This is a genomic window from Acinetobacter sp. FDAARGOS_559, from assembly GCF_003940475.1.
GTDB classification, from domain to species: Bacteria; Pseudomonadota; Gammaproteobacteria; order Pseudomonadales; family Moraxellaceae; genus Acinetobacter; species Acinetobacter baumannii.
On sequence record NZ_RKJG01000005.1, the window covers coordinates 594,689 to 619,652 of the forward strand.

31 protein-coding genes are annotated in these 24,964 nt (G+C 42.2%); 1 reads left to right on the forward strand and 30 read right to left on the reverse strand.

Annotated features, from left to right (window positions below; genetic code table 11):
- Positions 1–104: 104 nt before the first annotated feature.
- The 23 genes from EGS71_RS04355 to EGS71_RS04465 form a co-directional block, all read right to left on the reverse strand.
- Positions 105–494, reverse strand: coding sequence for a hypothetical protein (locus tag EGS71_RS04355; RefSeq protein WP_025464891.1), 390 nt, complete (start codon positions 492–494; stop codon positions 105–107).
- Positions 495–557: 63 nt separating this feature from the next.
- On the reverse strand, positions 558–3,047 hold the full coding sequence (locus EGS71_RS04360; RefSeq protein WP_000508791.1) for a phage tail protein: 2,490 nt from the start codon (positions 3,045–3,047) through the stop codon (positions 558–560).
- The gene (locus tag EGS71_RS04365; protein ID WP_001171474.1) at positions 3,047–3,475 is read right to left on the reverse strand and encodes an NlpC/P60 family protein; all 429 of its coding nucleotides are present in this window, start codon (positions 3,473–3,475) and stop codon (positions 3,047–3,049) included. The genes EGS71_RS04360 and EGS71_RS04365 overlap by 1 nt, the downstream gene beginning before the upstream one ends.
- A 47-nt stretch (positions 3,476–3,522) precedes the next feature.
- On the reverse strand, positions 3,523–3,717 hold the full coding sequence (locus EGS71_RS04370) for a hypothetical protein (protein WP_000133295.1): 195 nt from the start codon (positions 3,715–3,717) through the stop codon (positions 3,523–3,525).
- Positions 3,717–5,192 carry a BspA family leucine-rich repeat surface protein gene (locus tag EGS71_RS04375; RefSeq protein ID WP_000072426.1) on the reverse strand — a complete coding sequence of 492 codons (1,476 nt, stop codon included), beginning with the start codon at positions 5,190–5,192 and terminating at the stop codon, positions 3,717–3,719. Before EGS71_RS04375 ends, EGS71_RS04370 begins: the two co-directional genes overlap by 1 nt.
- Before the next feature lie 11 nt (positions 5,193–5,203).
- Entirely contained in the window at positions 5,204–7,027 is a 1,824-nt protein-coding gene (locus tag EGS71_RS04380; protein ID WP_000217928.1) for a CotH kinase family protein, read from the reverse strand.
- Positions 7,028–7,086: 59 nt separating this feature from the next.
- On the reverse strand, positions 7,087–7,944 hold the full coding sequence (locus tag EGS71_RS04385) for a DUF2163 domain-containing protein (protein WP_001200707.1): 858 nt from the start codon (positions 7,942–7,944) through the stop codon (positions 7,087–7,089).
- Positions 7,941–8,579 carry a DUF2460 domain-containing protein gene (locus EGS71_RS04390; RefSeq protein WP_001286150.1) on the reverse strand — a complete coding sequence of 213 codons (639 nt, stop codon included), beginning with the start codon at positions 8,577–8,579 and terminating at the stop codon, positions 7,941–7,943. Before EGS71_RS04390 ends, EGS71_RS04385 begins: the two co-directional genes overlap by 4 nt.
- A gap of 9 nt (positions 8,580–8,588) precedes the next feature.
- Entirely contained in the window at positions 8,589–11,612 is a 3,024-nt protein-coding gene (locus tag EGS71_RS04395) for a hypothetical protein (RefSeq protein ID WP_000002825.1), read from the reverse strand.
- A 102-nt stretch (positions 11,613–11,714) separates the two neighbouring features.
- Positions 11,715–12,020, reverse strand: coding sequence for a TM2 domain-containing protein (locus EGS71_RS04400; protein ID WP_000249256.1), 306 nt, complete (start codon positions 12,018–12,020; stop codon positions 11,715–11,717).
- 11 nt (positions 12,021–12,031) lie between these two features.
- Entirely contained in the window at positions 12,032–12,496 is a 465-nt protein-coding gene (locus EGS71_RS04405) for a hypothetical protein (RefSeq protein ID WP_002010255.1), read from the reverse strand.
- A gap of 80 nt (positions 12,497–12,576) precedes the next feature.
- Positions 12,577–12,804, reverse strand: coding sequence for a hypothetical protein (locus EGS71_RS04410; RefSeq protein WP_000513920.1), 228 nt, complete (start codon positions 12,802–12,804; stop codon positions 12,577–12,579).
- Positions 12,805–12,839: 35 nt separating this feature from the next.
- Positions 12,840–13,154: a hypothetical protein gene (locus tag EGS71_RS04415; protein WP_001159817.1), complete on the reverse strand. Its 315-nt coding sequence runs from the start codon at positions 13,152–13,154 to the stop codon at positions 12,840–12,842.
- A gap of 6 nt (positions 13,155–13,160) precedes the next feature.
- Positions 13,161–13,928, reverse strand: coding sequence for a hypothetical protein (locus EGS71_RS04420; protein WP_000090023.1), 768 nt, complete (start codon positions 13,926–13,928; stop codon positions 13,161–13,163).
- A gap of 62 nt (positions 13,929–13,990) precedes the next feature.
- Entirely contained in the window at positions 13,991–14,434 is a 444-nt protein-coding gene (locus EGS71_RS04425; RefSeq protein WP_000376609.1) for a hypothetical protein, read from the reverse strand.
- Positions 14,427–14,909: a hypothetical protein gene (locus tag EGS71_RS04430; RefSeq protein ID WP_001287063.1), complete on the reverse strand. Its 483-nt coding sequence runs from the start codon at positions 14,907–14,909 to the stop codon at positions 14,427–14,429. The genes EGS71_RS04425 and EGS71_RS04430 overlap by 8 nt, the downstream gene beginning before the upstream one ends.
- Before the next feature lie 7 nt (positions 14,910–14,916).
- Entirely contained in the window at positions 14,917–15,108 is a 192-nt protein-coding gene (locus tag EGS71_RS04435; RefSeq protein ID WP_001116149.1) for a hypothetical protein, read from the reverse strand.
- A gap of 9 nt (positions 15,109–15,117) precedes the next feature.
- Positions 15,118–15,501 (reverse strand): DUF4054 domain-containing protein, encoded by a 384-nt coding sequence (locus tag EGS71_RS04440; RefSeq protein WP_000383138.1) that lies wholly within the window; start codon positions 15,499–15,501, stop codon positions 15,118–15,120.
- Between the two features lie 9 nt (positions 15,502–15,510).
- Positions 15,511–15,894: a hypothetical protein gene (locus EGS71_RS04445; RefSeq protein WP_000877805.1), complete on the reverse strand. Its 384-nt coding sequence runs from the start codon at positions 15,892–15,894 to the stop codon at positions 15,511–15,513.
- Between the two features lie 13 nt (positions 15,895–15,907).
- On the reverse strand, positions 15,908–16,882 hold the full coding sequence (locus EGS71_RS04450; protein ID WP_086375484.1) for a DUF2184 domain-containing protein: 975 nt from the start codon (positions 16,880–16,882) through the stop codon (positions 15,908–15,910).
- A gap of 5 nt (positions 16,883–16,887) precedes the next feature.
- Entirely contained in the window at positions 16,888–17,358 is a 471-nt protein-coding gene (locus EGS71_RS04455) for a hypothetical protein (RefSeq protein ID WP_000240727.1), read from the reverse strand.
- Between the two features lie 13 nt (positions 17,359–17,371).
- Positions 17,372–18,571 (reverse strand): DUF2213 domain-containing protein, encoded by a 1,200-nt coding sequence (locus EGS71_RS04460; protein ID WP_000849769.1) that lies wholly within the window; start codon positions 18,569–18,571, stop codon positions 17,372–17,374.
- Between the two features lie 53 nt (positions 18,572–18,624).
- Complete coding sequence (locus EGS71_RS04465) at positions 18,625–18,924, reverse strand: hypothetical protein (RefSeq protein ID WP_000823405.1); 300 nt, start codon at positions 18,922–18,924, stop codon at positions 18,625–18,627.
- A 115-nt stretch (positions 18,925–19,039) separates the two neighbouring features.
- Here EGS71_RS04465 and EGS71_RS22415 point away from each other — a divergent pair, with 115 nt between their 5' ends.
- Positions 19,040–19,270, forward strand: a complete 231-nt coding sequence (locus EGS71_RS22415) for a hypothetical protein (RefSeq protein ID WP_153309870.1) — start codon at positions 19,040–19,042, stop codon at positions 19,268–19,270.
- On the opposite strand, the gene EGS71_RS04475 is transcribed toward EGS71_RS22415, so the two are convergent.
- From EGS71_RS04475 to EGS71_RS04505, 7 genes are read right to left on the reverse strand one after another with little or no spacing between them, the layout of a single operon-like run.
- Positions 19,259–20,071, reverse strand: coding sequence for a phage minor head protein (locus EGS71_RS04475; protein ID WP_000207479.1), 813 nt, complete (start codon positions 20,069–20,071; stop codon positions 19,259–19,261). The genes EGS71_RS22415 and EGS71_RS04475 overlap by 12 nt on opposite strands.
- Positions 20,016–21,350, reverse strand: a complete 1,335-nt coding sequence (locus EGS71_RS04480) for a DUF1073 domain-containing protein (RefSeq protein ID WP_000852313.1) — start codon at positions 21,348–21,350, stop codon at positions 20,016–20,018. The genes EGS71_RS04475 and EGS71_RS04480 overlap by 56 nt, the downstream gene beginning before the upstream one ends.
- A gap of 8 nt (positions 21,351–21,358) precedes the next feature.
- A complete protein-coding gene (gene terL / locus EGS71_RS04485) occupies positions 21,359–22,885 on the reverse strand; it encodes a phage terminase large subunit (protein ID WP_001088669.1) in 1,527 nt (508 codons plus the stop codon).
- The gene (locus EGS71_RS04490) at positions 22,863–23,339 is read right to left on the reverse strand and encodes a DUF2280 domain-containing protein (protein ID WP_000729394.1); all 477 of its coding nucleotides are present in this window, start codon (positions 23,337–23,339) and stop codon (positions 22,863–22,865) included. The genes terL and EGS71_RS04490 overlap by 23 nt, the downstream gene beginning before the upstream one ends.
- Positions 23,340–23,398: 59 nt before the next feature.
- Positions 23,399–24,040, reverse strand: coding sequence for a putative metallopeptidase (locus tag EGS71_RS04495; protein WP_000435242.1), 642 nt, complete (start codon positions 24,038–24,040; stop codon positions 23,399–23,401).
- On the reverse strand, positions 24,009–24,443 hold the full coding sequence (locus EGS71_RS04500) for a hypothetical protein (RefSeq protein ID WP_000378505.1): 435 nt from the start codon (positions 24,441–24,443) through the stop codon (positions 24,009–24,011). The genes EGS71_RS04495 and EGS71_RS04500 overlap by 32 nt, the downstream gene beginning before the upstream one ends.
- A gap of 60 nt (positions 24,444–24,503) precedes the next feature.
- Positions 24,504–24,959, reverse strand: coding sequence for a hypothetical protein (locus EGS71_RS04505; RefSeq protein ID WP_000195754.1), 456 nt, complete (start codon positions 24,957–24,959; stop codon positions 24,504–24,506).
- Between the last annotated feature and the right edge of the window lie 5 nt (positions 24,960–24,964).

The following is a 24,964-nucleotide window of genomic DNA, read 5'->3' on the forward strand; positions in this document are numbered from 1 at the left end:
ATTGGTTGTCAATAATTTTTCGTAGTAGTCAGCGACATGCAGTGTCAACAGGTAATTTCTCTCTTATACTTGATACTTCTAAACAAAACCGCCCGAAGGCGGCATTAACTGTTTTCAATGTCTTTTCTGGCTTTTTTAAACTCTTTGATCACTTCAACGATCGTTTTACCTTCCTGCTTATCAATGAAGTTAAAGATCCAACGGACCAAAGCCCAACCGGGTAAACCACACACAAAGAAGAATCCACCAAGTGCAATCATCCCCCATATATCAGTAACCCATTCATGAAGCCCCCACTTCACGATAATGAATGAACCGCCAGCAAGGCTTGATACAACCGTACAGATCAAACCTACAGCCCACTCTTGTGGTGAACGTGGCATACGTGTCATTAATACAACTGCTGCAACCAAGCCGACCGCTAAAGCCACCACAATTGCAACCCCATAAAATTTTAATAGTGCTGTAAAACCGCTTGTAGAAACTGGTTCCATGCCTTTTACTCCAGAATTAGGCAATAAAAAAGCACCCATTTGGGTGCAATGCTTTTGTTAAAATCAAGCTTCTAAAGTCGCTTGAGTCACTCTCGCCGAGTAGTTCCATGATGTTGGCTTCCAGACATCACGTGCTGCAACCCGAATGTAATAAGTCGTGGTTGAATCCAGATTTTCAATTGTGCAGGCATTCTCGGTACCGGTCCAACTCGCGGCCAGCGTTTCCGGATTAAAGCTGGCATTTTTGCTGATCCACACCTGGTAATCTTTCAAGTCTGGCACCTCACTTGGTATCCATGTCACCGTGATTGAGTTTGATGTAGCCGATGTATAGACATTGGCCAAGATTGGAGGGACTGGATTGCTGATATTCAGGTCCGTAAATGTACTGGTACCGTTTTCTGATTTGCTCGCAACACGGATTGTATAGTTACGCTGCACTCCATCCACTCTAGCTTCTTCCATCGAATAGGTGTATTCAGCACTGGTCGTTTCAATCGTTCTAAGCAGAGTGCTTCCAGACGAGACCTGCACAATATAACCCTGTGCGCCAGCAGCAAACTGCCATTGTACCTTAAATGAACTACCCACAAATGGCGACTGTAGCGATAATCCCTTAACACCTGAAGGACGCCCACCGTTGAGTGTATGGCTATAAGCTGTGACCTCATCAAGAGTTTGTTCTTTCTGCTGCAGGCCATTGAAGCTGGTGAATTTCAAATAGAGGGTTTTATTAATCAGATTCGAATTGAATTCATGCTGAAAGATGGCTTTATCTATTCGCACAAAGGATTCACCGGTATTATGCGCTAAAGCATCATCAAACCGTCCACGTAACACACCTCCAAGCGTATACAAGCCAGATCCATTTAAAGTTGCATCGACATAGCTGACATATTCATCACCGACTCTACAGAGCGTTGTATTCACCTGAGCATCTTCAGACGTTCCACTAAAAATCTGACTGGATGTATTTAGCTGGACTTGCATTGCAGTTGCACTGGAATTAATTGCAGCAACTAACTGGCCATAGCGTGCAGATCCGTAAATTGTTCCAATCATTTCATACGTTGTATTGTCCAGACTCGCCCAGACATTACAGCCGCCCCAGTTGCTTCCACCCGATGCTGCTACCCATACCTGATTTTTACCATCCGTTAGATCGAGCGGCGGTTCAAAGATTACCGGTGCATTAACATTACCAGGTTCCTCGTTACCCCCCTGATATCCGTTTGATGCCTGTAAGTCGTATTCAACGGCTGAGCGTGAACCTAAGGCCAGTTCTTCTGCAGTCACTGTGAGTAATCCGTCCTGATCCTCCTCGATACGCGTGATACGCACTGGGAAGCGATCTAAACCCAAAGACTCATCTGTGAGCGTCACGATATCCATCGGCTCGAGTCGGCAGTACTTCCAGCCCAGATCAAACTCATATTCATTGCGCACGTAAAGTTTGCGCTGTAGCAATAATTGCACAGCATGTCGGGCAATCTTCGGCTCACAGAAAAAGTCGTACTTCACTGGATCCTGAGTGCGTAGTCCAAACATTTCAATGTTTGCTTGGTCTTTCGCTTCGACCGTCTCGGTATTGTATTGATTGAAGCGATTCACGTACTCAATCTGACAGTGATTAAATGCATCCGTATCACGGCTACGCTTCACGCGAACGGGCTGATCATCACCAATGAAGTCATCATCTGTTAAATGATAGGCTGGTGTGAGATCCGGTGTAAACGTGACTCCATTTCCCGATACCGCAGTGTCACCATAAGATCTAATTTTTAAGCCATCCGGGCTGGGTACAATCGCACAATTTACCGCCTCAACAATTTCATTAACGATTTCATGCGCGGCACGTTGTTCTGTCAGTGCAGGACTGATAAATAAGCCGGTGGCTGTACAGTAACGGCGAAACTCTGAGAGATCCGCCACATTCAAATTAGGTGCAGCACCATAGCGTGGATGACTAATTAGATCCTCAACAACGTCGGCCGGATTAGCATCATGAATCGTATCTGAAAACGTAATGTCGCTAATCACTTCAAAGTTATGATTCGATAATGATGCACTACCACCTAAGTCATAATTTGCACACGCGATATAGCCGAGAAATGGATAGTGTACTGCCTGATCAGGATGCATTGACGCCAGATAACCCCACACTGGGTTATGATCACCGTCGAAGAGTTCAAATCCGAGTTGATCAATTGGCTTGAGCTGCACACCGCCTTCAGTTTTTGGAACAATCTGCTCCTTATCTCGCCAGATATTGCCAATATCGCGTATTTTGGTTTCGCATAAACCCAGCATTAACGATGCGCTGTATGTATACGTTGTATTGCTTGTTTTCGTTTTACCGCCCTTACCTCCCGACTTGGTTGTCGTAGTATGCGCAGTCGATGAGAAATCGCCATACCAGAACATATTCGCAGCCAACCGGTTTTTGCCGTAGACCAGTGGCTGGCATAGTCCATATGCAGATTGCTGAACACGCATAGAGTTGATGCGGTTGTCTGATGTACTGATTGTTGTACTACCAAAGATTCCACCCATTATTTTTTCAGCCTCTTCATACGAAAAAACCCGGCGATTCGCCGGGCTAAACTTCCTTTGGTACCATCTTGAAGAATGACTCCCAGATGGATATATGAATGAATGATTGTTGGCCATTCAACGACAATTGCGCCATGGCTGACACATTTGCCAATTTTATAAAGCACAATATCCCCCGGCTCTGGTGGCCCGTCCACTTCAAAGCAGACACTCCTGATATGCTCAAGATAGCGCTCACCCATCTGATGCATATGCCAGTCTGGCGGATACGGACGCGGATCTAAATGGTCCATGAGTCCAACTTTTTCATAGACCTCACAGATCAGCGTACCGCAATCCACACCCACGCCTTTGACACGGCCTTGGTGGTGATATGGGGTGCCGAGCCAAGTCAGTGCTTCTTGAACAGCGAGCTGGTTTTTCTGCATAGACTCCCCTAAATTTTGGTAATAAAAAAACCGCTAAATGCGGCCTTTTATATCATCTTGGTTTCAGACAACGCTTCAGGCTTCGGGCGCTCAGCTTCGTACTGCTCTTCTGAAATGAACTCGACGTTGTGAATTGTCGAAAGTGTATTTGTGTCAGATAGCTCACCCATTGTGATGACAGCACCAGTGTCTTTATCTATAACTTTGTAGAACTGCCCATCTGTAATTGTATAATCAGTCATTATACTTGTCCTCCATCTGTAATTGTCCAACCTGCACTTACTAAATTTGCTCTAGCACTCGAAGATACAGAAGAATATTTTGATAAACCCATGCCCAATAATCTAGGTTTAATTCTTGATGCCCACTGGTTTCTTCTTGTCGTATTTACATCTAGCCATAAAGCGTTCAAGAAATCATCATAATAGGATGTTCTATATGCCTTACCCTCCATGAAAGAATCCAAAGATACCTCTACGTTGAACTTAGGACACCATGCTGCTAGTGGCTGATCAAACGCCGTTGCATATGCAAACATTCTCCACATGTCCAAACACGCAGACACGTTCCATGATTCCACAGGCTGATTAAATGACAAAGCTTCTTCAAAGAACTGCGCAAGATCCGTACACACAGATACATCCAAAGCTGCCACTGGCTTATTGAACGACTTGGCTTGGTGCATGAACATCCTTAATGCTGTGCATTTAGAGAAGTTGAGGTTCTCGATGGTCTGATTGAAGGATTCAGCCCCCATGAACATTTGACTAGCCGTCACAACAGATCTTGTATCCCAGTTACTTAGTGGCTGATTAAACGACTTAGCGTACTTGAATAAGCCATCCATGTATTCGACCTTTTGAACATTCCAGTCGTTCAGGTCCTGATTAAACGCATGGGCGTTTTCGAACATATACGATATATTTGTGGCAGAAGACGTGTCCCAGTTGCCAATAGGCTGATTAAAAGACTTGGCCCAGCCGAACATAGATGAAAAATCAGATACCTTAGAGGTATTCCATTTATCCAAAGGCTGGTTGAAATCAACACAATTCGCGAACATCCCTGCAAATGCAACGGCTGATTCCGTTACCCATGAATTTAGGGGCTGATTGAATGGAGTCCCTTGAAACATAGAAGAAAACTCAGTTATTTTCCTAACATCCCACAAGCTCAAATCCTGATTGAAATTAGGGGAATTATGAAACATACTTACGGCATATACTACGTCAGACATGTCCCAGTCTGATAAATCATATGCCACAAATTGGTTCCAAAACATCTTAGCCATACTGTTAATAGTATACGGTCTTCTAGAGTAATCGATCTTCATCTGATCTGGTTTGTTTCCGCCACAGAGAGATGTATCGGTAAGATAATTGTTGAACATCAACTGACAACTTTTCAGACCATCATCGATTTTTATTTTAAAATAACATACTATTTGTCTAGGTAAAGTTAACTCAGTAGTATCAATCGCGATAGGGTTCTCTGGAACTACCAGTCTATCTGGAACATTTGCGGCCCATGCGACGAATTTGCCTCCGTTTATGGTGATAGGGTTTTCAGCATGTGAAAGGCCCCATGTCCAGAGTTCAACCTCGTCGGCTCCGTTAGTTCTGCGATAAATCGCAATATTGCACTTGCCTAATTTAGGGAATACTTTAGATCTAGTATTGATAGATCCGTCTGTTTTAAGTAAAAGAGTATTTGACATATCTCACCTGATTAATTGATTAACCATACCGTATCTAGGTAGTTGATTCTGGCATCGATATACCTATATGCCTGCTCTAGATCTGGATAATTACTATTGCCGAAGATCGGTGTTACCCCCCATTTGGCTTTATCTTTCGAATAGATGTCTCTGGGGATATTTCGGGCTACTTCCACATAATGCTTAACTACCGCATATGTAGATATGTCTCCGCTTTTTCTTAACTTTGTGTAAAGCTCACGGATTTGAGGCAGATATACTTGTCTAAATCTAGGCCAGATATCACCACTGACAATGAAACCTGTTTGAGTGGCTCCCGCGTTTTCGCCAGTAAACCAGTTTAAAGTCCAGTCCAAATCGTAAGGCAGAATAGACCAATGGATATTGTCCCATGTCATGATATTGTAGTTATTGCCATTGATATCCCAATGCCCAACTAATTCAGCAAAGATGTAAAATATCAACCAGTGAGGTAAAACCAAAACAGAAGCGTGGTTTTGATAATTACTATCTAAGTCCTTAGTAAAGTTGAAAAGTCTTTCGATCGAGGTTTGTACCGCAGCAAATTTACTGGGTACAGGCCCTTGGTCTTCATATCCTGACATTTTAGGAGACTTTATTTCCCAGTCATGTGGATCAAAACTTTGACTCAAGTGTGCATCATATGTTGCACTATCTAAAAAGATATGGTTCAAATCAGCATTGTTAAGTGCGTAATTTTGTCTAGTTTTCTTTAATCTTAAGGTATATAGACCATAAAACTGATTATTTAAATAGACAACACAAGGTATTCCGTGAGGATAGTACTTTGCATCAGCTGTGTATTCTGCATCTGCTTTCCTATCAGTATTTGCTTGATAAATAATATTATTTACTTTGCAGTAAGGATAATCCAGTTTTCTTACAAGGCTATTCCAAAATCTGTAGCCACCTTGGTCGCGGAAATGGGTAGGGTCCCTGTAGAATCCCTTTAAGTGAAAAGAGTCAGTGGCGATCATGCTACCTACTTTGACCTTGAGCGATTCCATATCTGAATTAAAAAGATCCAATGTGTAGTTTTTCTTATAGTCGTATGCTGACCCTTGACCTTGGACCGTTACTTCCATGTTTGATTTGAAAAATGTCTGAGAGTTAGATGGGTCACTAAACGAACACACACCCGATACAGTTGTCTCGCCTAAATCGGTAGGCGGCTGGCCCACCATAGTGAAATCGATCCTGTAAAAACTCAATTCAGGGATGGCGATTTCGGTTTGCTCGATCACTTCGTCTGATGATTCCGAGCTGCTACCGAAAGGAGTAACTACTTCATCTGCTATGATTTTTGTGAAATACCACTCACCTTTAGAATTCAAAGAGGCAAGCATGTTTCCTGTATTATCGGAAACTGCAAGAACCGTGTCTCCACCAACCTCACTTGTAGATTCGATATTCAAATCAATATTTGAAAGATCAAATGAACCTCTTACCGTTCCATCTCTTCCAATTGAGAATAAAACATTATCCAAAGCATCTGAAATGATGAATAAGTCATCTGGGGTTGAGGAAATTGTATAAGGATTATTCGAGGTTTCTACTTTTGTTAAATTTGCGCCATCCCAAACATAAAGCCCTGCATCGTCTCCCCGAGCAATACGTACGGTAGAATTAGCAGGTACATTTATTTTATCTGCATCAAATAAGGCCATTGTTGCATAGCTATAGTTGCCACCTTGCGCCTCGACTAAATCAAGTGACATTTGACGAATATGATTGAGCAAAACGGTTAATGCATTTTTAAACTGTGATTCGGTGATAGTGTTCCCGATAAAATCGTAATCGCTCGGTACAGTCATTGGGTTACCCTCAAGAACAAAAAACCCCGCGAATGCGAGGCTTAGAAAGTTAAATTTGATTAAACGGATGTTTCAGGGATTGGTATAAAAGGCACGCCGCGGAAACGGGAAAAGTTATTGAAGCGGTTCTGGCAAGTTTCCAGACGCTTGTCGCAACCCGGATAAACCTTGATTCTCTGCCCCACCTCAGGATTTTCAAGTAATGGCAATGTAAGAAGCAGCACATCGAGCTCATGCAGACGAATCGTTCGTTTAAGACCTTTATTACCACCCTCTAAAAATTCGATCACTCCTTGGGTAAACCATCCTTGCGGCTGGTTAATGTCACACAAGATTCGTGATGCAGTACTGTCTGTTGCGACGGTAGTCTCAAATGCATAATTTGCACGGTCTAAACCACAGGCGTGATCAAACAGTGTATTGCTGCAGCTCGGCTGGTATAAATTACGCGGCATCTGCACGTTCAATTCATCCAAATCTGATGCAACACTGGCGTGAATCGTATTGCGATCGAACTCAGGTTCAATAATCCGGCCTTCAAACAACTTGATTGTTCCCGCACTGGTATCCGTAGGTGTGGATGCATCCATAAAAATACGTTCAAGCTTGAAACGTGCACCGTCCATTTGACCATTGTGAAAGGCTTGGACAATAGGAATTCCACCAATAGTATTTTCATCCAATCCATTGATCGTAATAGACAGGTTATCAACCTCAATACCAATCGAAAGACTAATCCCTTCTCTCTGGATGATTTCGCCACTTGAAAAATAAGTATAGCCTTCCACAATCAAATCGAAGTCATAACTAGTCGCTCTTATAACATCACCTTGAATGGTAGTAATTGTATAAAGATCTGCCGTAATGAATTGATTTGCATCTAATAACGCAATAAGTTTATCTGAAGCTGCTCTCATACCTTATTTCCTAGTGACCCAATCATGTCGACTTTCCCAGCTTTCCAGAGCTTAGACATAAAATTGGTATATTGCTGTTCATCATCAGCAAAACGACAACGATAGTAAAAGGTGCCAGTTACAGTAATAGATTCACCTTCTAACAATGGAATCGATAGCTGCAACAGACCATTGCTTGTAATCGTAAATTGAAGATTCCACATCTGAGCACTTGGAATTGACCACATCTCATTGTTGGGATTTGACCACATCAATGGATCTTCATTTTCTTTAGCTAATGTATGCTGAATCGGAATTCTGGTCGTGTATATCTGTTTGTATAGCTGGAATAGTGTTTGCGTTCCATTTCCTACAATCGTGCATTCAAATTGATGATCTTCTGGCATCTTAAAAAGAAAAGAATCAAATGATCCACGGCGCTCAAGAAAGAACCCTTCAAGCTGCTGTAATTCCTTGCGTCCTTTGCTTTCACGAAGAAAGGCAAAGGACATGCTGATTTGATACTTGGGTACCGCCTGATAACTGGCCCGTAGCTCGCGGCCGTTTACGGACTGCATGATCTTGGTATTGAACATCGGGGTTTTGGTGAGATCCCACTCTAAACCCGGCAGTTCAGGAAACAATACGTCTGACATGAATCCTCCTTATTTACCAAAATTGCGGTTATAGCCTTTCAAGCTGTTTGCTACAGCTTTACCGTTTTTCTTCAGCCATCGATCAGCACCTTTGGTGTCTACAAATCCAAAATTAAAGTGATACGAATCACCACCAGATGCAGAAGCAGGATCAGCAAACCCAGCATTGGCCATAGATTTACCTAAGGCACGAATGGTATTGGCATGCTGTTTCGGCAATACCATTTCTTCTTCGTGCAATTGCGTCATAGGGTTTACACCAGATGGAATGTCGTAACCGCCTCGAGCAGATTTGATCTTGCCCGCAAGACCAGCAACCAAACCAAAAGCAGCCGCACCAGCACCAACGGCTAAAATTGGACCGACATACGGAATTGCGACCATCGCTTTAAAAGCTCCGGCCATTGCTTCCCAAGCGGACATCATGATGCCTTTGATAGCTTCAGCTGCTTTTAATCCCAATCGAGCTAAACCACCCGCAGCTGTAACACTGGTACGTGTTGCCTCACCTGCGATCGTTGCTCCCGTTTGAGCCGCTTGGCCGGAAGCCTCGGCCGCTGTTTCAGCACCAACGAAACCAAGTTTACGAGCCAACTTAATGGCTTGGATTCTTAGCCATCCTTGCAACTCTTTAGTAGCTGTTTGCAAGGCAAATTGCCCCATGTCAGCCAGAACTGCTTTAGTTGCATTACTCCAAGTCAAGGTACCATTCATAAGAGACTGAATGCCCTGATCCCAAAGGTTAGAAAGTCGAGAAGTAAACCCACCGAACTTAGCTTCAAAGTCTTTCATTTCCGCATCACTGATTAAGCCCATAGACTTAGTGTCAGCAACTTTCTGATCTGTCTCTAAATCAGAAATGTTGTTTGTGATTTGGTTTTGATTGCCTTGTTTGCCAGTAATACCGGTTTGCTCATTCTCAAGTGCCAAACGCTCTAAAAGACCTTGCCGCTTAATTTCGCGTAACTGATCTTCTAGCTGTTTTTCCAATTGAACTTTACGGACATTTGAAATTTTCTTGGCATCAAATTCAGCTTGGATCCGTGCAGCTTCGATTTCATAAAGTCGTTGTGCTTGCTGTTGATAATTGTCGATCTGTTCTTCACGAGCTTTTTTGTATTCCTCAAACTCTTTTAAACGGATAGCAATAATCTTGTCTGAAGCATCCTTCTCGGCTTTGACTTTTGCAGCGGCTTTTTCATCTGCAGTCATCTTGGATTTTTCAATCTCTTCCAGTGCCTTTTGCAGATCTAAAGCGACTTTCTTTTCTTCGGATGCATATTTATACCGAATATCAGCCAGCGCTTTAGCTGCCTGCTCAGCCTGTCGTTGACGCTCTTTAGCCTCTTGTTCAGCTTTGGATTTTGCAGATGATTTAGAACCGCCTTTATCATCCTTAACGCCTGTACCAATCCCCTTATTAGGATTTGGAGGCGGAGTGCCAATTCCAATTTTTGGCGTATCTGGTTTTTCAATGGGCTTTGCAGGATCCTTATACACATAGTTGGTAATTTTTTTACCACCTGCGGAAGTAACATCGAGAATCCGTTGCCCAGCAGTTACGAGTGAATTAGTGGCTGTAGCTGCCCCTGCATTCCATGTGTTTTTCAGGTCATTCATTCGTCCTTTCATTTGATTGGTATATCGATCAGTGATACCGCCAAGTTGAGATAAGCCACCCTCCCATGCTGCTTTCGCACCTGAGAAATTGAAGTGAAGAATATTGTTAACAACACTACCAAATGTTTGAAACTTAACTTGTAGAACATCCAGACCGTATTGGATAGTGCTACGAACCATATCAAAGCCAGCCATAAGGCCATTAAATGCAATGATAAGAGCTTGGCATACTGTAACTACAACGGCGCGAATAATTGCAAAGGCGGACTGAACACCAACCTGAAAGCCTGTTACTACTATTCCTAAACCACGAATCACAACCGATACAGCATCCATAAAACCAATTTGTGCTACTGATCCATCACCGATATTGCTCGTCAAATCCTGCCAAATCCCACCAATGGTATTAAAAATATCCTCAACAATACTAAAGAAGCTGCCAAAAATACTGATAATAGATTTTATGGAATCATCAATTCCTTCTTTAGATTCAACTGCAAAATTTAAAAATCTATTTGCCAAGTCTGTCAATGCTGGTGCTGCTTGAGCAGCCATTCGAGACATAACACCTTGCACAGTTGAATGAATCGTCTCTAATGCTGTATTGAATTCTTTCGTTGATTGCATTGTTTCTGAACTCATGATCACCCCTAAATCATGAGCTTGTTTTGCGTATTCCTTTAATTTTTCGGCATTATTATCTAAAAGTGGTGCCAATAATGTCGCATCATCAGCCAATGAATCCATATAAAAAGTCATTTCGGCTTGAGAGACATTGGCCTTTTGAAGGGTTTGATGATACTTCTCAAGAATTTGAGGTCCAGATAAACCTTGAAATTCTTTAGCAGTTACTCCAACTTTAGGGGCAATCTTTTCAAAGAAGTCGGCCATTTCTCCGCCGCCTGTTTGCATGAAGTCACCAAACTTATCGTTGACATCCTTCATGATGTCACTCAGCTTATCTTGCTCGACACCAACCTTCTTTGCAGCAAATGCCCACTCTTGAAACTCTGTTGCATTGGCATTTGCTAAACGGGATTGTATTTCTATTTCTTTTGATGCTTTCCCAACTGCTGAAACTAAGTCAGGTATTGCACCTATAGCCTCAGCTGCTGTTCTAGCCAATTCCTCACCAATACCTAAGAGAAAGCCTCCTTTAATTAGTGAGAAACCACCCGTTAATGAATCTTTAATATCATTGCCTACACTCTTAAACTTATCTGAGATGTTGTTTGCAAAATTATTAAATTCTGAACGTATACCTGACAAGTCGATTTTAAGATCAATGCCTTGACTGGAATTTTCAATTTTCCTTGAAGAATCTGAAACTATTTTTTCTGCATCTTTCATCCCCTCTTTTAGTTCAGAGGTCTTGGCACCGACATGGACTTCAACACGGTTATTGTTTGCCATAACTTCCTCACTGGCATTAAAAAAGCCCCTTGAAAGGGGCTGAGCTAAAATAAAAAAACCTTGCAATAGCAAGGCTTTTTAAGGTTATTTATGGCAAGTTAATCAGCCATATTTTTTGGCAAAATCTTCATCAGAGGTGCATAGATAAATTATGCCCTCAAAAAATGCAATTATTGCAGGCAATAACGTCCAGCAAAAAATCAAATAAAGTATCCCCATACCGACTTTGCCCAAGTAAAACTTATGAACTCCTATACCCCCAAGAAATAGAGCAAAAATCCCAGCAGCAATTTTGCTTTTCTTTCCATTTACTTTTGCGTCTTGTTGTCTTACACCACATTTTGGGCAAATTTCAGCACGTGCATCAATTTGCTGACCGCATGCATAACAAAATTTAGTTGGAACCATTTAAATACTGCCTATTTAATTTCAGCTTTAATTTTTTGAATCATTTTCTGTTCCAAAACACCACGTGAAACACAAGTTAAAGTGATATTTTGAGTTACATCACCAACTTTATAATCACCTTGCAATGTTGTGCGAACATCTAAAGAATTATCAGCAATTAAAATATTATAAGCAACCTTAGTACTGGTTCGATTATCTTTTAAATAATCAATGCCCATTGTTGTTCCGCAATCAGCTAAATCTGGTGTAAGGCGATAATCACGAGCTGCAGTAGAGATTACTCCAGCATCAGCATTAGCGCTCATAATCTGTTCACCATTAATTGCTACCGCACGTTGAGCTGCTTTAAAAATTTGATCCTTCGTAGCGCTCACTTGCTCGCTTGCACTTTGATTTAATGTGACAGGCGCTTTATATGTCGTTGCACAACCTACTAAACTAGATCCCACCACCAAAGCAAATAATATCTTTTTCATGATTTCACCGATTGTTATAAAGTGAACCTAATTTAACAAACCGATTACTTTTTGTCACATTGAAAAAAATCAGGGCGGCTTTAACCACCCTGCGGGAAACTTTCTAACACTTCTAGCATATCATCCTCTTCATCATCTGAAACGGTGATAGCTTGCGGAGTTTCTTCGATACCCATGAAAGCTTCTAAAATACGACAAAGACGTTGTATTCCTATATGGGCGGGAGGGTTACTTTGCTGATACGCACTTAATGCTCTTAATCTAGGTAGATCCATTTCTTCACGTACATACTCGTAATCTTTACCCATAGTTAGCACTAAATGCGTGTAAAGCTCCTCCCAATCTATTCCCCCGAACCACCTGCAGCGTTGTCATCATTTCCTTTAAGACCTGACACAGACATTACAGCTTCCATAACTTCCGTGAGTTGATCCATATAAATCATGTCAGCAACATCATCACGTGTGATATCCGGGTAATTGCGCTTAAGCGACTTAAACGCAACATCAATCACGGTACCCACATCATCGGGCTTAAATGCTTGAAGAGCTGGCAATAACTTTTCAACCGCACCAAGTGACAAAGGAGCAAATACAAATGGCTGACCATCAATAATAATTGTTGAGCCACGTGGGTTATCAACTTGCTTAAATTGCATCTGGTATTACTCCGATAAATCGATTTTGAAAACACGGTTAAGATCATCAGCCATAGGCTGGAATTCAAACTCAGGAATATCGTAATCGTCCTGTTTTGAACTGAATCCAAGTTTGTTACTGGTACAACGGAAGAAATTCATGTGCATGAACTTGCCTTTGTAGTCACGTTGCAGGTCAACGGCAAACTCTGGCGTATAACCCATATCTAGGTTAGATACAGTGATTGACTTAGCACCCGCTACCATTGCTGAATAACGGAAGTTAATAAATACCGTTTTACCAGCATCGGCAGCAGCAAATGTATAAGCACCGGTTGCCGCATCTACACTGTATTGCCCTGTTGTTGGCGCTGAAGCTACACGTTTAAGTGGGATTGCTTTCGCATCCGTTACGCCTAGATCCTTTACATATGTACCGCTGTTAGGAACAACTGGTGTAACAGTACCACCAGCCGGAATCACTTCACCATTAATGGTTTGGGAAACTGTTTCGATTCCACCTTCAGCAACAACGCCACCGAAGAAAATGGAATTTAATAAGGTACCGTTAATACGTCCGAAAGAAGCTTTACATTTAATGGTACCTTTACCGCGTGCTGCATCAACGGCGAATTGACCACGACCGAAAAGCTCTTTTAAGTCATAGCTAATATCCACACCAACGGATTGCATCACCCCCACTTCTACTGGTGTGGGATTAATAATCGGTTGCCCGTATACATCTTGAATCGGTGTAGCAAAGATCTTGCCGGCACCAAATAAATATTGAGCCATTTATTTTGACCTCTCTAAAATGACAAAACCGCCATCGAGGCGGTCATATAATGAATATTTTGTTAATTGGTTGTGAGGATCCGGATAGGGATAATTGCAATCGCCTGATCATCCAGCATGTTTTCTACTGCTTCATACACTTCTATTGTGCCTTCAATCCAGCAATGCTCTACCAAACCACCTAAGGTTTGATATTCACTGAAATCCGGATGGTCTGGCTGAATAGCTTCACGTATACGATCGATGAATATATTCATCTGCGATGATGGTGGCTTTGTAGTGTCCGATTCATGAATATAGAGATAAACCTCAGCAGCTAGTTCAACTTTTGAATCTAAACCATGTACCGGGACTTCTTGCTGATTGCCTTGTGTAATAAACATGGCTGGACGCTGTTCTGGTGTTACATGGTTAAAATGACGTAAACGGCGACTTACCGTAATCAATCCTTCTACCCTTGCGCTTAACCTTTCAAACAACGCCTGATAGATTGCTTCGCTATCCACCTGCTATACCTCGCTCAATTGCTGCATCAATATTTTTCGGCACAATCTTGGCCACGATATCCAGTGAATCACGCATGAACCGCAATTCTCTAAACCGAACATTCCTTGAATGGGCCTTAATATTGACCTGAACCGGTGATATAGGTCGGCCAAAAGCCTGTTTAATTGTCCTTAGGTGTGCTTTAACACCCAAAGCACCATTTAGACCAAACTCATGTGCAGGTGCATAAGGCACCAAAGCACCGCCAGCTCCCACGGTTCCCTCAATGGAATCCTTATCCTCATCCACCTTTGATGAAACGGATCCACGCAAACGGCCAGACTGAACTTTGAGTCGTTGGCCACTTAACATGTCTTCCTGAACAATCCGCTGTAAGCGCAAAGTAAGAGCGTTAACCGTGCGTCTTATTTCAAACCTAACGCGATTATTCATCTCATCAAAATTGACCTGAGTATCAACACGATAATCGCTCATAGCTTAATTACTCTTTAGCAGATGCTGCAGATTTCTTTGGCTCAACCACTTCAACATAACGCTCAAAACCTAAGGGCTTTAAAATATGGATAATGTCATTATCCGATTCCAAAACGCCGTTTTTGATATCTAGGTTTTGCCCAGCAATAACGAGTTTGGTTGGCTTGTAACCTTCTGGTGCCTGATACTTAAAAGGCATATGATTCTCCTATACAACAAAAGCACCAACACCCAAACGGTTAGGGTTAGTGCCTTCATCATCAATTGGAATGGAATTTTTTAACGCAAGGTAACGTTGGCCATACATGCTGAGATCATAGAAAGCTTCTTTCGATGATCGTGAATAACTCACACTTTGGCCCGCAATTGTCATGCTTGAGGCGGTACCAAAAGCAGCACCATTGCCACTTACAGTACCAACTTTAAGAATATGTGCTGCATATAGACCTACAGCACGTTCCTTTAATGCCCCGAACTCAATTTGAGAAACAATCAGATCCGCTTCTTCTAAAGCATCCTGAATTTTTGCATCTGGCAAAGACATTAAACTCGAATCAGTCGAGAACTTTTCACGAAACGTTTGTACGTCCATAGACTCACCTTATTCTTTAGCCTGAGCTAACTTAGCTTGTAACTGCTCAAGTGTTTCATCATCACTGAACGTTACTTCAAGCGCTGTTAATTCAGCCTTCACGGCGGCCAAAGCGTCTTCATCAGTTGGCTTTTGCTGCTCACCTGCTGCATCGTTTTGTTTACCACCTTTACCACCACGGCCACCAGTTTTACCTGTTGCTTTTGGCTCATCATCTGGGATTTCCTGAACTTCAAGTTCACCGATATTAATAAGATGTTTAGCAAACTTATTTTTAGTGAGCTTCTTGTGCGCTTCTTCATCCACAAGAGTTGGTGTGCCTGTAGGCAAAACAGCAATACCAGAAAAAACAAAAGCGGCCTGTAAGCCGCTATAGATATAAGAATATTTCATACTGTTTTAATCCTTACACGTGATCCAAGTAACGGAGAGAATCAACGCGCTTCAACCATACGCCTTGATATTTATAGTGACCAGGCACTTTAATATCCACACCAACTGGTTGAGCTGCCAAGAAAGTGACGTCATCACATTTCATTTGAATGCATGACGGATCACGGCGGTAAATAATAGAACGGTCAGCACCTGCCGTACCTTTACCATTTGAACGACCTAAACCACGAATGGTTAACGGCTTACCTTGTGATGCGAAGATGTTATTTTCTTCAATGAATTTTAAGAAAGTCTTTCCGCCAGAATCAGCAACTACACGGGTAGAAAGATGTAAGTACTGATTTGATGCCATCAAATAAGTATCTGGCTGTACGGATACATCCCCATCAACAAGATCTTCAGCATCTGCCAAGCTTGCATTGAAGTCACTTAGTACTTCTTCAATGGTTGCGGTGGCCCAGTTATGTTGGGCTGTAACTATGGTTACACCCGTCTGATTTAAGAAGCCCTTAACTCCGGTAAGAGCATTGCCATACCAAGCAATGTTACTTAAGTGTTTTTCTGCAGCTAGGCGAGCGGCCTCTACTTTATCTGCTTCAAGTGCTAAATTTATTTTTTGGGCTGCTTGTAACTCAAATACTGAATACATATAACTGATCGTGCCGACCTTCACTGGCAATTGAACAGTATCATATTCAACTTCAGCCACGGGAATATCATTACCAGTTCCTGAATGATCTTTACCCATACCCACACCCTTCTTACGGCTTAGGATCTCTCCTCCACCATATACGGCATTGACAGGTTTAACAGGAATGTATTTAGCGTAATCCATCACTTGCTGAAGCTGAGGACCCATTTCGTTAAATTCTTCCAATTTAACGAATAACTGGGCTAATGCATCAATATTAAATGCATCCCCAATATTTGCCTGAACCATTTGAGCTACTGGTGTTAGACGTAGCTTCATTGCTGCCAATTTACTCATAATTATTATGCCCCACGTAAGCGAACAGCAGCTAAGCCCTGCTCATTTGAAATTGTTTCCCAAGATGCGTTCGGTAACTCTGTACCGTCTGTTGCTGTTGGGGATAAAGAACCTAACGGCGCTGCTGTGGTACCGTTAGCTGTTTTAACATAAACCTTTGCGTTGATATCGGTAACTGGTGCGGTGACCTTCACGTAAATCGAGCCTATCGTCATAACCGGTGCTACATCAGTAGCCTTATAGGCTTCTTTGCCATCAGCCGTTTTGCCTGACTTACCTACGCCGTGACGTACGATAATTCCAAACTTGGTATTAGTTGCACCAGTTACCGCTGAAACTGTTTTTCCGTCAGTACTTCGTACAACCACGTCACCATCGTTTACCAAACCGGTACCAGCCACAGGCAGGGATAAAATATCCTCTGGGCCAATGAGGTGAAACTTCATACCGGGTACAGCATCGTATTGCTTAACCATGATTTACTTCCCCTTAGATTGTTTTGTATGCGTTTTCTTTACTGTAGGTCTTTTCTTCCCCACCGCCTGCTGGGTCACCATCGCCAGCTTTAACACTTTGTTGCTGGTGAAGTGCATCACCTACAGGATTAGAAGGTTGAGTACCCTTCACAGCACAGAGTGCACGGAAAGTTGTGTCGATCTGCTCAGGCTTTGCATCACCTACTGATACGTTACCCATCAAAGCAGTTACTAAAGCATCACCAGCTTTTGCAGCAATAACATCACGCTTGATTTGCTCACATGAGCAACCTTCGGTTTTAACTGTTGGCACCAATGCTTTAGCATCGGCAATCACAGCAGCACGCTCTGCAGCAGCTTGCTCAAGCTTTTCAGGCGTCATCTGGTTCTTTTCCAGATCACCTACTTTTTGCTCCAGTGCTGTTTTTTCGGCATGTAACTGATCTACAACCGCTTGAACTGCGTTCAATTCATCACCTATAGAAAATTGCTTATCACCAACTTTGAGCTTTGCCGCCTTTAGATTGTCAAGCTGCTCTTGCTGGATTTTTAATGCATCCGCTAAAGGCGTGTTATCGCCAATGTTATAGCGCACACCATTTACAATAACTTCCATTGATATATTCCCCTTATGTGGAGTTTGTTGTTTGTCACCGATGCGGCAATCACCACCACAACGGCCATATTTAACGAGCGCTACGTGATTGCCTATAAAATTGATAAATTTGGCTTGATACGGCGTGCCATCTGGCGCCGTACCCTGCTCAACGATTAATAAGGCTCCATAGCCAAGCGACATTTCTAGCCGCTCGTTGCTTTGGATCAGATCAATACTGATCTTGTCTTTAATGAGCAAATCACCCACCAGATAATCGCCTTCCTGCCGGACGTTCTCACAATAGCCAATGTGATAATCCTTCCAGTTAGAAGCGTTAATTTCATTTTTAGGCGGGTGATAGTCAGTAGCGTCTACACCATTGAAGCTTTGAATAGCCTCAGGTTTGAAAAGCTCTTCTGCAGGCGTGTAGACACTGATGACTTGATCAGCGGTATAACCTTCCAGAGATGGAAACTCATACGCATAGTACTGTCGTACTTGTGGCGCTTTAGCTAAGCGAACATTGACGCATTTCAGATACCCCTCTTTGGTAAATGAGCGTGTCGATTCGCTTGGCGCAAAGTCACCAATTTTGAGTTGGTAAATGGTTTTCATAAATTGCGCTCAATAAAAAAACCACCCGAAGGTGGCTTTATTAATTTTCAAAATTACGTTCTTGAATAGGTAACAGAAAAGTCTTTAGCAGAACCGAAATCTACACCATCAATAAAAATATTAGTTTTAATGGGTTTGATATTCGGCGGCTGCAATCCTTTTAAACTTCCCACCACCTCTTGAAACTTTTCAGCAGCCTTACCCGCCGCCTTAGCCAAGTTAGGAAACCCGTCACAGCAAGACATTAACCACAGTGGAGTGAAGTCGCCACCAGTTACAAACCCGCCTTTAGCAAATTTCTGTGCTTGTAAACGGCGATAAAACCGTTTTTTACTAAACTTTTTGCGTTTCATGGCCATAAATCCTTATTAATGGTATTAGGCTTTTAAAGCCATAATGATCGAATCTAATTTCCAAAGCAGAATGGGGATTGAAATTAAAAGAACTGACAAGAAAACCTTTTTCAAAGTGAGTTCTCGGATCTGGTTCATTTGCTCAGGGGTTACGTTACTTACTTCATCCCATTTTATTGGAGGGGTAGAAACAGTTGGTGGTGGAGGCTTAGGTTTTTTAGAGCTTTCTACTCCATCTACTTTAACTAATGGGGGTGTACAAACAATCGGCGGAGTGGGTCTTCTTGGACCGTGGTCCTTCCCACACTTCCAGCATTTCTCGCTAGCGTTAGAATCAGTCAATTAAGATATCCTCATAGTTAGGCAATGCCGTGCAACGACATCGGATAGGCTGACCGGGATGTCCTCCATCTGGCGGTGAATCCCATCTGAATGTCTTGCCTTGCTTATGTTGATGATCTGGCCGCACTCGCTCGTCTTTGGCCGTTTGCCATGTGTATGTCTCAACACCCATCGAAAGCTGTCGGGCTTGGTTGATTTGGCCGTTAATCTTGCCCATCTGATCACTAGCAATAAGGCGCGCACGATAATCAGTAGATAACCCTAATTGCTTAATAGCTTTGGCCAACTCTTCATTTGTTTGTCCAGTCTGCAAAGCATTAGTAATTAATACTTCAAGCTTATCGGCATATTGCTGTGGAATGGACTTAATCAAACTGACATTAGCCGTAATGTTTAGATCTACCTCATCCTGAATATCAGCAGCTCGATAGAACGGCGTTAGATCCACACCAATAATCGTTTTAGTGTGCTCTGCAATTTGCTTGTCCACTTCCTTTTGGGTGTCAGTCACAACTTTTGTGGCCAACGGTCGCGAAACCTCAACAACATACTTTGTGAGCTTTTCCCTAAACGCCGTCATCATGTCTGAGAACCAAGCATCACCGATATTCTGGCCGACTGTAGGAATAACCAATTCTTTTGTTTGTTCCTGACAGTATTTTGAAATAGCCAGTAGTTGTCGTGTGTAATAAAGCTCTACACGGCGGTTTACGTGCACGGCTCTCGGCTTGGAAGCTTTACGACCTTTTTTACGTTTCTTCGCCTGCTGGAGGTGGGGTTTCAGGATCTGAATTATCGTTGTCATTAAGCTTCACCATTGTCTCAAGCTCTTTGATATGTTTTTCATCAATCACTGAATAAACACCATCAATAACAAGCTGTTTTGCTATCTGTGGCTCTGTAATAATGCCCATCTCTAAATATTTAGCATCCCGTTCTGCGTTAGCTTTCTCAACTTCAGAGCGGACCTTAGCGTCTAATTGCCATAACGGGTTAAATACTACGTCCAAACTTGGAATCTGACGTCCAAATGTAGTTTGAACAATCACTCTTAAAAGCTTCATCATGAAAGGCTTTAAGGACCATATTTGCTTGGTAGCAATACTGTCGTAATAGTTCCGAGTGTCATGCTCACCAGTCGCGTTCATACCTGCAGGTGATTGCCCAAATAAAATTGTATATGGCATATCGGCAGCGCCAGCAGCTTGAATTGAGAATTCACGCATAAGATCAGGCAAACCACCAAAGCTATAAGATTTAGAGTCGTACTCCTCATCCTTATCCAAAACGATCATACCGTTCAAGCCCTTAAGCAATCCGACACTAAGAAAACGTTCAGCTACGGATTTCATATCCTCTTTGATCTTATCGACCAAGTTAGGTGTTCTAATCACGTCAATTTTTGATTCATGGACCAGACTAGCAGTGGCTTTCTTTACGGCAGCATGATCAAGTAGATCCTCATAAACTTCCTGTAAGACACTTACCGGCTCTTCATTAACTACATCGGCATGGCCAAACTTATATAAGCGGGTATGGTGGATTCTTTGAGTTGATTTCCCGTCCAGCTTTAACTTATAAAATTCAGGCTGCTTTAAAAGTCCACCTGCCTCCTTAGGCGATAAGTATTTACTGGTATCAGCTTCAATGTGCTTTTTCTTAAGCACCGTGAAAAACTCTAAACGCCCCACGCCTAACTTGTTTAAATCAAACGGTTGATCTAAGTTGCCGCCGTCCACAGTTCCTAGAAGCACATAGCAAACGCCATACAAGCGAGAAAGGACCAAGCTAGATAAGAGCACCCCATCTAAGTTAAAAGTCTTACACGCCTCTTTGAGCTTTAATAAATCGTTATCCTGAATCCCTTCATAGAACCATCCAGCTCGTAACATGTCACTTGCTGGGCGGTTGACGATTCGCTTAGCCAACCAGTGTTGATACACCGCTTCTAATTGCTCATCAGGAATAACTTTCTTAACGAATGAACCATGTGAAGCTTTGTCACGGTCGGTACCAATATTTGAGACAAAGTTTGTATATGCCCCTGCATCGCCAATTGCATCGGGCTTTTTAGTTTCAGCCATAATTTCCTCTAATCAAATACAGTTGGCTTTTTGGCTAATGAATCATTAATCGCATCAATGGTCGGGTCCCACTGGTCGTCATGGTCATGTGACCAATCAGCAGTAAGGCCTTCAATCTCTTCAATGTAGTTCAATAGCCACGGTGCATTAGCAGGTAACCAGACACGGCGTTCTTCAACATAAAGAATGACGTCCATTGTCCTTGATAGTTTGTCAGTACTTCGCTGAATCGCACGTATTGGTAAAGTGGTCTGCTTAGATATGGACTGAATTAAACCGGTACCACTCGCCTTATCCTCTACGGCCATATAACGAAGCTTGCCAATCTTTGTGTTGCTATCCTTGTGTTTGTTGATAAATGACTTCGCTTCTTTTAAAAGTTCTGGTGCTTCCCATTTGCCACGCTTCACGTCAATGATGTAAAGGTTATTGTCATAGCCAAGACCAGCACATAAGAACACTGAGAAGTCGTTATGTTCTTTTGTCTTTTGCGCCGTATCTGCCCAAATCGCACGCCATTTAAGAACAGGTAATTCAACATAACGGCCAAACCATTCAGCCTTAACAAGATCACCACCCAGCTTTTTAGGGTTTTGCATGTATTGGCTTGCAAATGTATAACGGGATACTGTTGCACCGTCTTTATCCTGTCCGCCTTGTTCGAGTTGCAATAGCGATTGCAATGATTCTTTTAACGGCCAATAGCTTTGACGGCCTTTCGCATCTCTCTCAACATCACGTGGAATTTTGCTTTGTATTTTTTTAGGCAACTTACTGATGTACTCATCATCGATAAGCGCGGGAATACTGATCTGCTCCCACTCACCAGGTACATTACCCGTCATCACAAAGTTAGTCGGATCTTCAACATGCAAACGCTGCATGATCAGAATAATTGGCGTGTCTGATTTAGCTTTACGCGAGTTGACCGTATTTAAGATCTTACGGTTAGCTTTACGTCTTGCTGTTTGGCTAAATGCATCCTCAGGCTTTAATGGGTCATCAAGAATAATTGCACCGGTAAAGCCTTTATCCGCTAATGTACCAGCACGGCGACCCGTGACCTGCCCACCCATTGATGCAGAATAAACATGACCAGCATCATAACCATCAACGGTAGTTTTCCAGCTCGACTTAGCATCCGTACTGGTAGAAATCTTTACTGGCCATAAACTCTGAAAGTCTTCCGACTTAACAATGTTTCTGGCTGTTGCCGATACATCCTCAACTAGTGACTGTGAGAAAGACAAATACAGAAACCGCGAACGAGGATTACGTGCTATACCACGGGCAATAAGGTTTGTAAGTAATTCAGTTTTGCCGCTTCCGGGTGGAACGTTAATAACTAGGTTTTTAACCTTGCCAGCAATTACCTCGTCAATCTTGTCGGCAATATATTCATGATGCCAATTGACCGAAAACTTAAAGCCCATACGTGGCAAGAAGAAAGCACGAGTGAAAAATAAATGTTCTTTCTCACATTTAATCCGTTTAGCTTTGGCTTTAACAGGATCAATATTCGTTCTCGAGTTCATCTATCGCCTGCCTTACCTGCTCATCGGTAGCAGTCACATAGGTAATATTTTCGCTTTGTAATGGACCACCACCAGCGCCTGTAATTTCAGTCTTATTCGTGTACTTGCCGCCTATGTCCTCAGCAGCTTGCTTAAGAATGCTTAGAGCTGCTACACGGTTTCTACTGTGCTTTTGATATTGGCTTTCGTAGCGCTGTAAACGCACCGCTAAATTTGCAATAGGGATTGCCTCAGGCTTACCCAAAAACATTTCGCGAGTCTTTTCAAAATCTTTTCTTAATTCTTCGCTCAGGTTCTCGCCTGCCCGTTTGGTCGGGTCGTATTTCTCACACTGCTGTTTAGTAACTTTTATCCCGTATTCTTGGTTGACGAGCTCAGCAGTTTCTGTGGGTGTATTAAATACGGCAAGTGAGCGAACTATAAAGAGTTTTACCTCTTTTTTTAGAGCCGCCATATCCTCAATCCTGTCAACCTACGTCAACCTAAATAGCCAAAAAAAAAGAGCCTCAAGGCTCAGGTAATTACGCAGTTTCCACAACATTTCGAAATATCTAAATCAGAAACAAACGGCGGGTTTTTAGCGACTTCAATAAGCCGCTTAACGTTTTCATTTGCACCCCAGCGTTTAACAACACCGATAAACTCTTCCACATCGTGACCAGCTAAATAGTGCTTTGGCAAGCCAGTATGATCACTGTAAATAATCTCGCCGTCTTCTTCACGTTCTACACCTATATGGTAAAGCTCATGTTCAAGCAAAGCACAAAACTCACGATCATTTGCTTTTTCGCAAAAGGTAGCATCAACAGTTATTAAGTAAGTTGGCACAAAGCCGAACCAGTCTCGCATCTGTTGCTCTTGTCTGGCCTTACGCCAGCCACCAACATTGAACATGACTTTTTCGCACTGGCCTAACACCATAGCTTGCTTGCTTTTATATGCAGAAGAGGCCCAAGCAAATGCTAAAAATTCTTCATTATCGTGAAGCAGTTCAGCTATGTGATCATGATCGGGGTTATAAAGAGGTCCACCAATAGTTAAGTAATTAGCAACAACCCAATTTTTTAAATCGGGCGCTGGAACAATACGAATTGCTTCCTCTTCTTCAGCTTGATCAATAAAATCAGTCGGTGGAAATGGTCTTATTTGCTCCATCTTCAATTCTCGCTAATTCACTTTTTATCCAGTTGATGACATATCCCGACAAAATAGAATCTGGATGAAAGCGCTCTATTTTGTATCCCATCTCTTCAGCAAGATCATATCGATCAAGATTCCATGCTTTATTTGACAGCTTTCCACCACGCCCACCAGACCAGGGCCCACCCTCAATTTCAATGAGCAAACGCAATTTCACTATATGAAAATCAAAGCGCCAGTGTTTGGTATGGATCGGCTGAAACTTACTTTCAAATCCAATCGCCAAATCCTCAAGCTCTTCCTTAAGTGTTGCCTCAGCCTCGAGATATTTTTGCTTCGCTTTAGGTAGCGGTCTGGATTTAGGCTTGGTTTTAGGTTCTTTTTTCCGAGTAAGCCAAAAGTATTCTGTAGAATCCATTATTCTCACCCATAAAAAAACCGCCCTAAGGCGGTGGCTAAACTCACAGGCAATATAGTATTACTTCTTAAAAGTTGCCTTATAAAGCTTTGAATTAAAGTAATCCGTAATTTCTTTACCTTCGTTTTGAATTTTTTCCTCATTTAAGGGTAAAAAATCTAATTCAGATTTGAAGCTCATATACTCTGGAATAAATTTCTTTATAGGCGGAGGTGGTTTAGGTCCACCTTCTGTAATTTTTTCGATAAATCCAGCTAACCATAAAATATACTCACCTTCTGAATTATGAGGAGGAATCAAACTCACATCTATTTTTACTTTACATTCATCTAATTGTTTACTAAACAATTCAACAAAATCAATAAAATTATATTTTAATTTAAATTTTGTTCCCTTAATTTCTCTGCGTATACATGTCATAAGTAAGTTCATATTTTCAATACAGTCATGTGAAAACAATTCCTCATCTTTAATTTTGTTATAAATATTTTCCGCAAACATGAGATACTGTGTCATTTCAG

Excerpts from the sequence above, each read along its gene's own strand:
- EGS71_RS04355 (WP_025464891.1), bottom strand. The coding sequence starts at position 494 with ATGGAACCAGTTTCTACAAGCGGTTTTACAGCACTATTAAAATTTTAT.
- EGS71_RS04360 (WP_000508791.1), bottom strand. The coding sequence starts at position 3,047 with ATGGGTGGAATCTTTGGTAGTACAACAATCAGTACATCAGACAACCGC.
- EGS71_RS04365 (WP_001171474.1), bottom strand. The coding sequence starts at position 3,475 with ATGCAGAAAAACCAGCTCGCTGTTCAAGAAGCACTGACTTGGCTCGGC.
- EGS71_RS04370 (WP_000133295.1), bottom strand. The coding sequence starts at position 3,717 with ATGACTGATTATACAATTACAGATGGGCAGTTCTACAAAGTTATAGAT.
- EGS71_RS04375 (WP_000072426.1), bottom strand. The coding sequence starts at position 5,192 with ATGTCAAATACTCTTTTACTTAAAACAGACGGATCTATCAATACTAGA.
- EGS71_RS04380 (WP_000217928.1), bottom strand. The coding sequence starts at position 7,027 with ATGACTGTACCGAGCGATTACGATTTTATCGGGAACACTATCACCGAA.
- EGS71_RS04385 (WP_001200707.1), bottom strand. The coding sequence starts at position 7,944 with ATGAGAGCAGCTTCAGATAAACTTATTGCGTTATTAGATGCAAATCAA.
- EGS71_RS04390 (WP_001286150.1), bottom strand. The coding sequence starts at position 8,579 with ATGTCAGACGTATTGTTTCCTGAACTGCCGGGTTTAGAGTGGGATCTC.
- EGS71_RS04395 (WP_000002825.1), bottom strand. The coding sequence starts at position 11,612 with ATGGCAAACAATAACCGTGTTGAAGTCCATGTCGGTGCCAAGACCTCT.
- EGS71_RS04400 (WP_000249256.1), bottom strand. The coding sequence starts at position 12,020 with ATGGTTCCAACTAAATTTTGTTATGCATGCGGTCAGCAAATTGATGCA.
- EGS71_RS04405 (WP_002010255.1), bottom strand. The coding sequence starts at position 12,496 with ATGAAAAAGATATTATTTGCTTTGGTGGTGGGATCTAGTTTAGTAGGT.
- EGS71_RS04410 (WP_000513920.1), bottom strand. The coding sequence starts at position 12,804 with ATGGGTAAAGATTACGAGTATGTACGTGAAGAAATGGATCTACCTAGA.
- EGS71_RS04415 (WP_001159817.1), bottom strand. The coding sequence starts at position 13,154 with ATGCAATTTAAGCAAGTTGATAACCCACGTGGCTCAACAATTATTATT.
- EGS71_RS04420 (WP_000090023.1), bottom strand. The coding sequence starts at position 13,928 with ATGGCTCAATATTTATTTGGTGCCGGCAAGATCTTTGCTACACCGATT.
- EGS71_RS04430 (WP_001287063.1), bottom strand. The coding sequence starts at position 14,909 with ATGAGCGATTATCGTGTTGATACTCAGGTCAATTTTGATGAGATGAAT.
- EGS71_RS04435 (WP_001116149.1), bottom strand. The coding sequence starts at position 15,108 with ATGCCTTTTAAGTATCAGGCACCAGAAGGTTACAAGCCAACCAAACTC.
- EGS71_RS04440 (WP_000383138.1), bottom strand. The coding sequence starts at position 15,501 with ATGGACGTACAAACGTTTCGTGAAAAGTTCTCGACTGATTCGAGTTTA.
- EGS71_RS04445 (WP_000877805.1), bottom strand. The coding sequence starts at position 15,894 with ATGAAATATTCTTATATCTATAGCGGCTTACAGGCCGCTTTTGTTTTT.
- EGS71_RS04450 (WP_086375484.1), bottom strand. The coding sequence starts at position 16,882 with ATGAGTAAATTGGCAGCAATGAAGCTACGTCTAACACCAGTAGCTCAA.
- EGS71_RS04455 (WP_000240727.1), bottom strand. The coding sequence starts at position 17,358 with ATGGTTAAGCAATACGATGCTGTACCCGGTATGAAGTTTCACCTCATT.
- EGS71_RS04460 (WP_000849769.1), bottom strand. The coding sequence starts at position 18,571 with ATGAAAACCATTTACCAACTCAAAATTGGTGACTTTGCGCCAAGCGAA.
- EGS71_RS04465 (WP_000823405.1), bottom strand. The coding sequence starts at position 18,924 with ATGAAACGCAAAAAGTTTAGTAAAAAACGGTTTTATCGCCGTTTACAA.
- EGS71_RS04475 (WP_000207479.1), bottom strand. The coding sequence starts at position 20,071 with ATGACAACGATAATTCAGATCCTGAAACCCCACCTCCAGCAGGCGAAG.
- EGS71_RS04480 (WP_000852313.1), bottom strand. The coding sequence starts at position 21,350 with ATGGCTGAAACTAAAAAGCCCGATGCAATTGGCGATGCAGGGGCATAT.
- terL (WP_001088669.1), bottom strand. The coding sequence starts at position 22,885 with ATGAACTCGAGAACGAATATTGATCCTGTTAAAGCCAAAGCTAAACGG.
- EGS71_RS04490 (WP_000729394.1), bottom strand. The coding sequence starts at position 23,339 with ATGGCGGCTCTAAAAAAAGAGGTAAAACTCTTTATAGTTCGCTCACTT.
- EGS71_RS04495 (WP_000435242.1), bottom strand. The coding sequence starts at position 24,040 with ATGGAGCAAATAAGACCATTTCCACCGACTGATTTTATTGATCAAGCT.
- EGS71_RS04500 (WP_000378505.1), bottom strand. The coding sequence starts at position 24,443 with ATGGATTCTACAGAATACTTTTGGCTTACTCGGAAAAAAGAACCTAAA.
- EGS71_RS04505 (WP_000195754.1), bottom strand. The coding sequence starts at position 24,959 with ATGACACAGTATCTCATGTTTGCGGAAAATATTTATAACAAAATTAAA.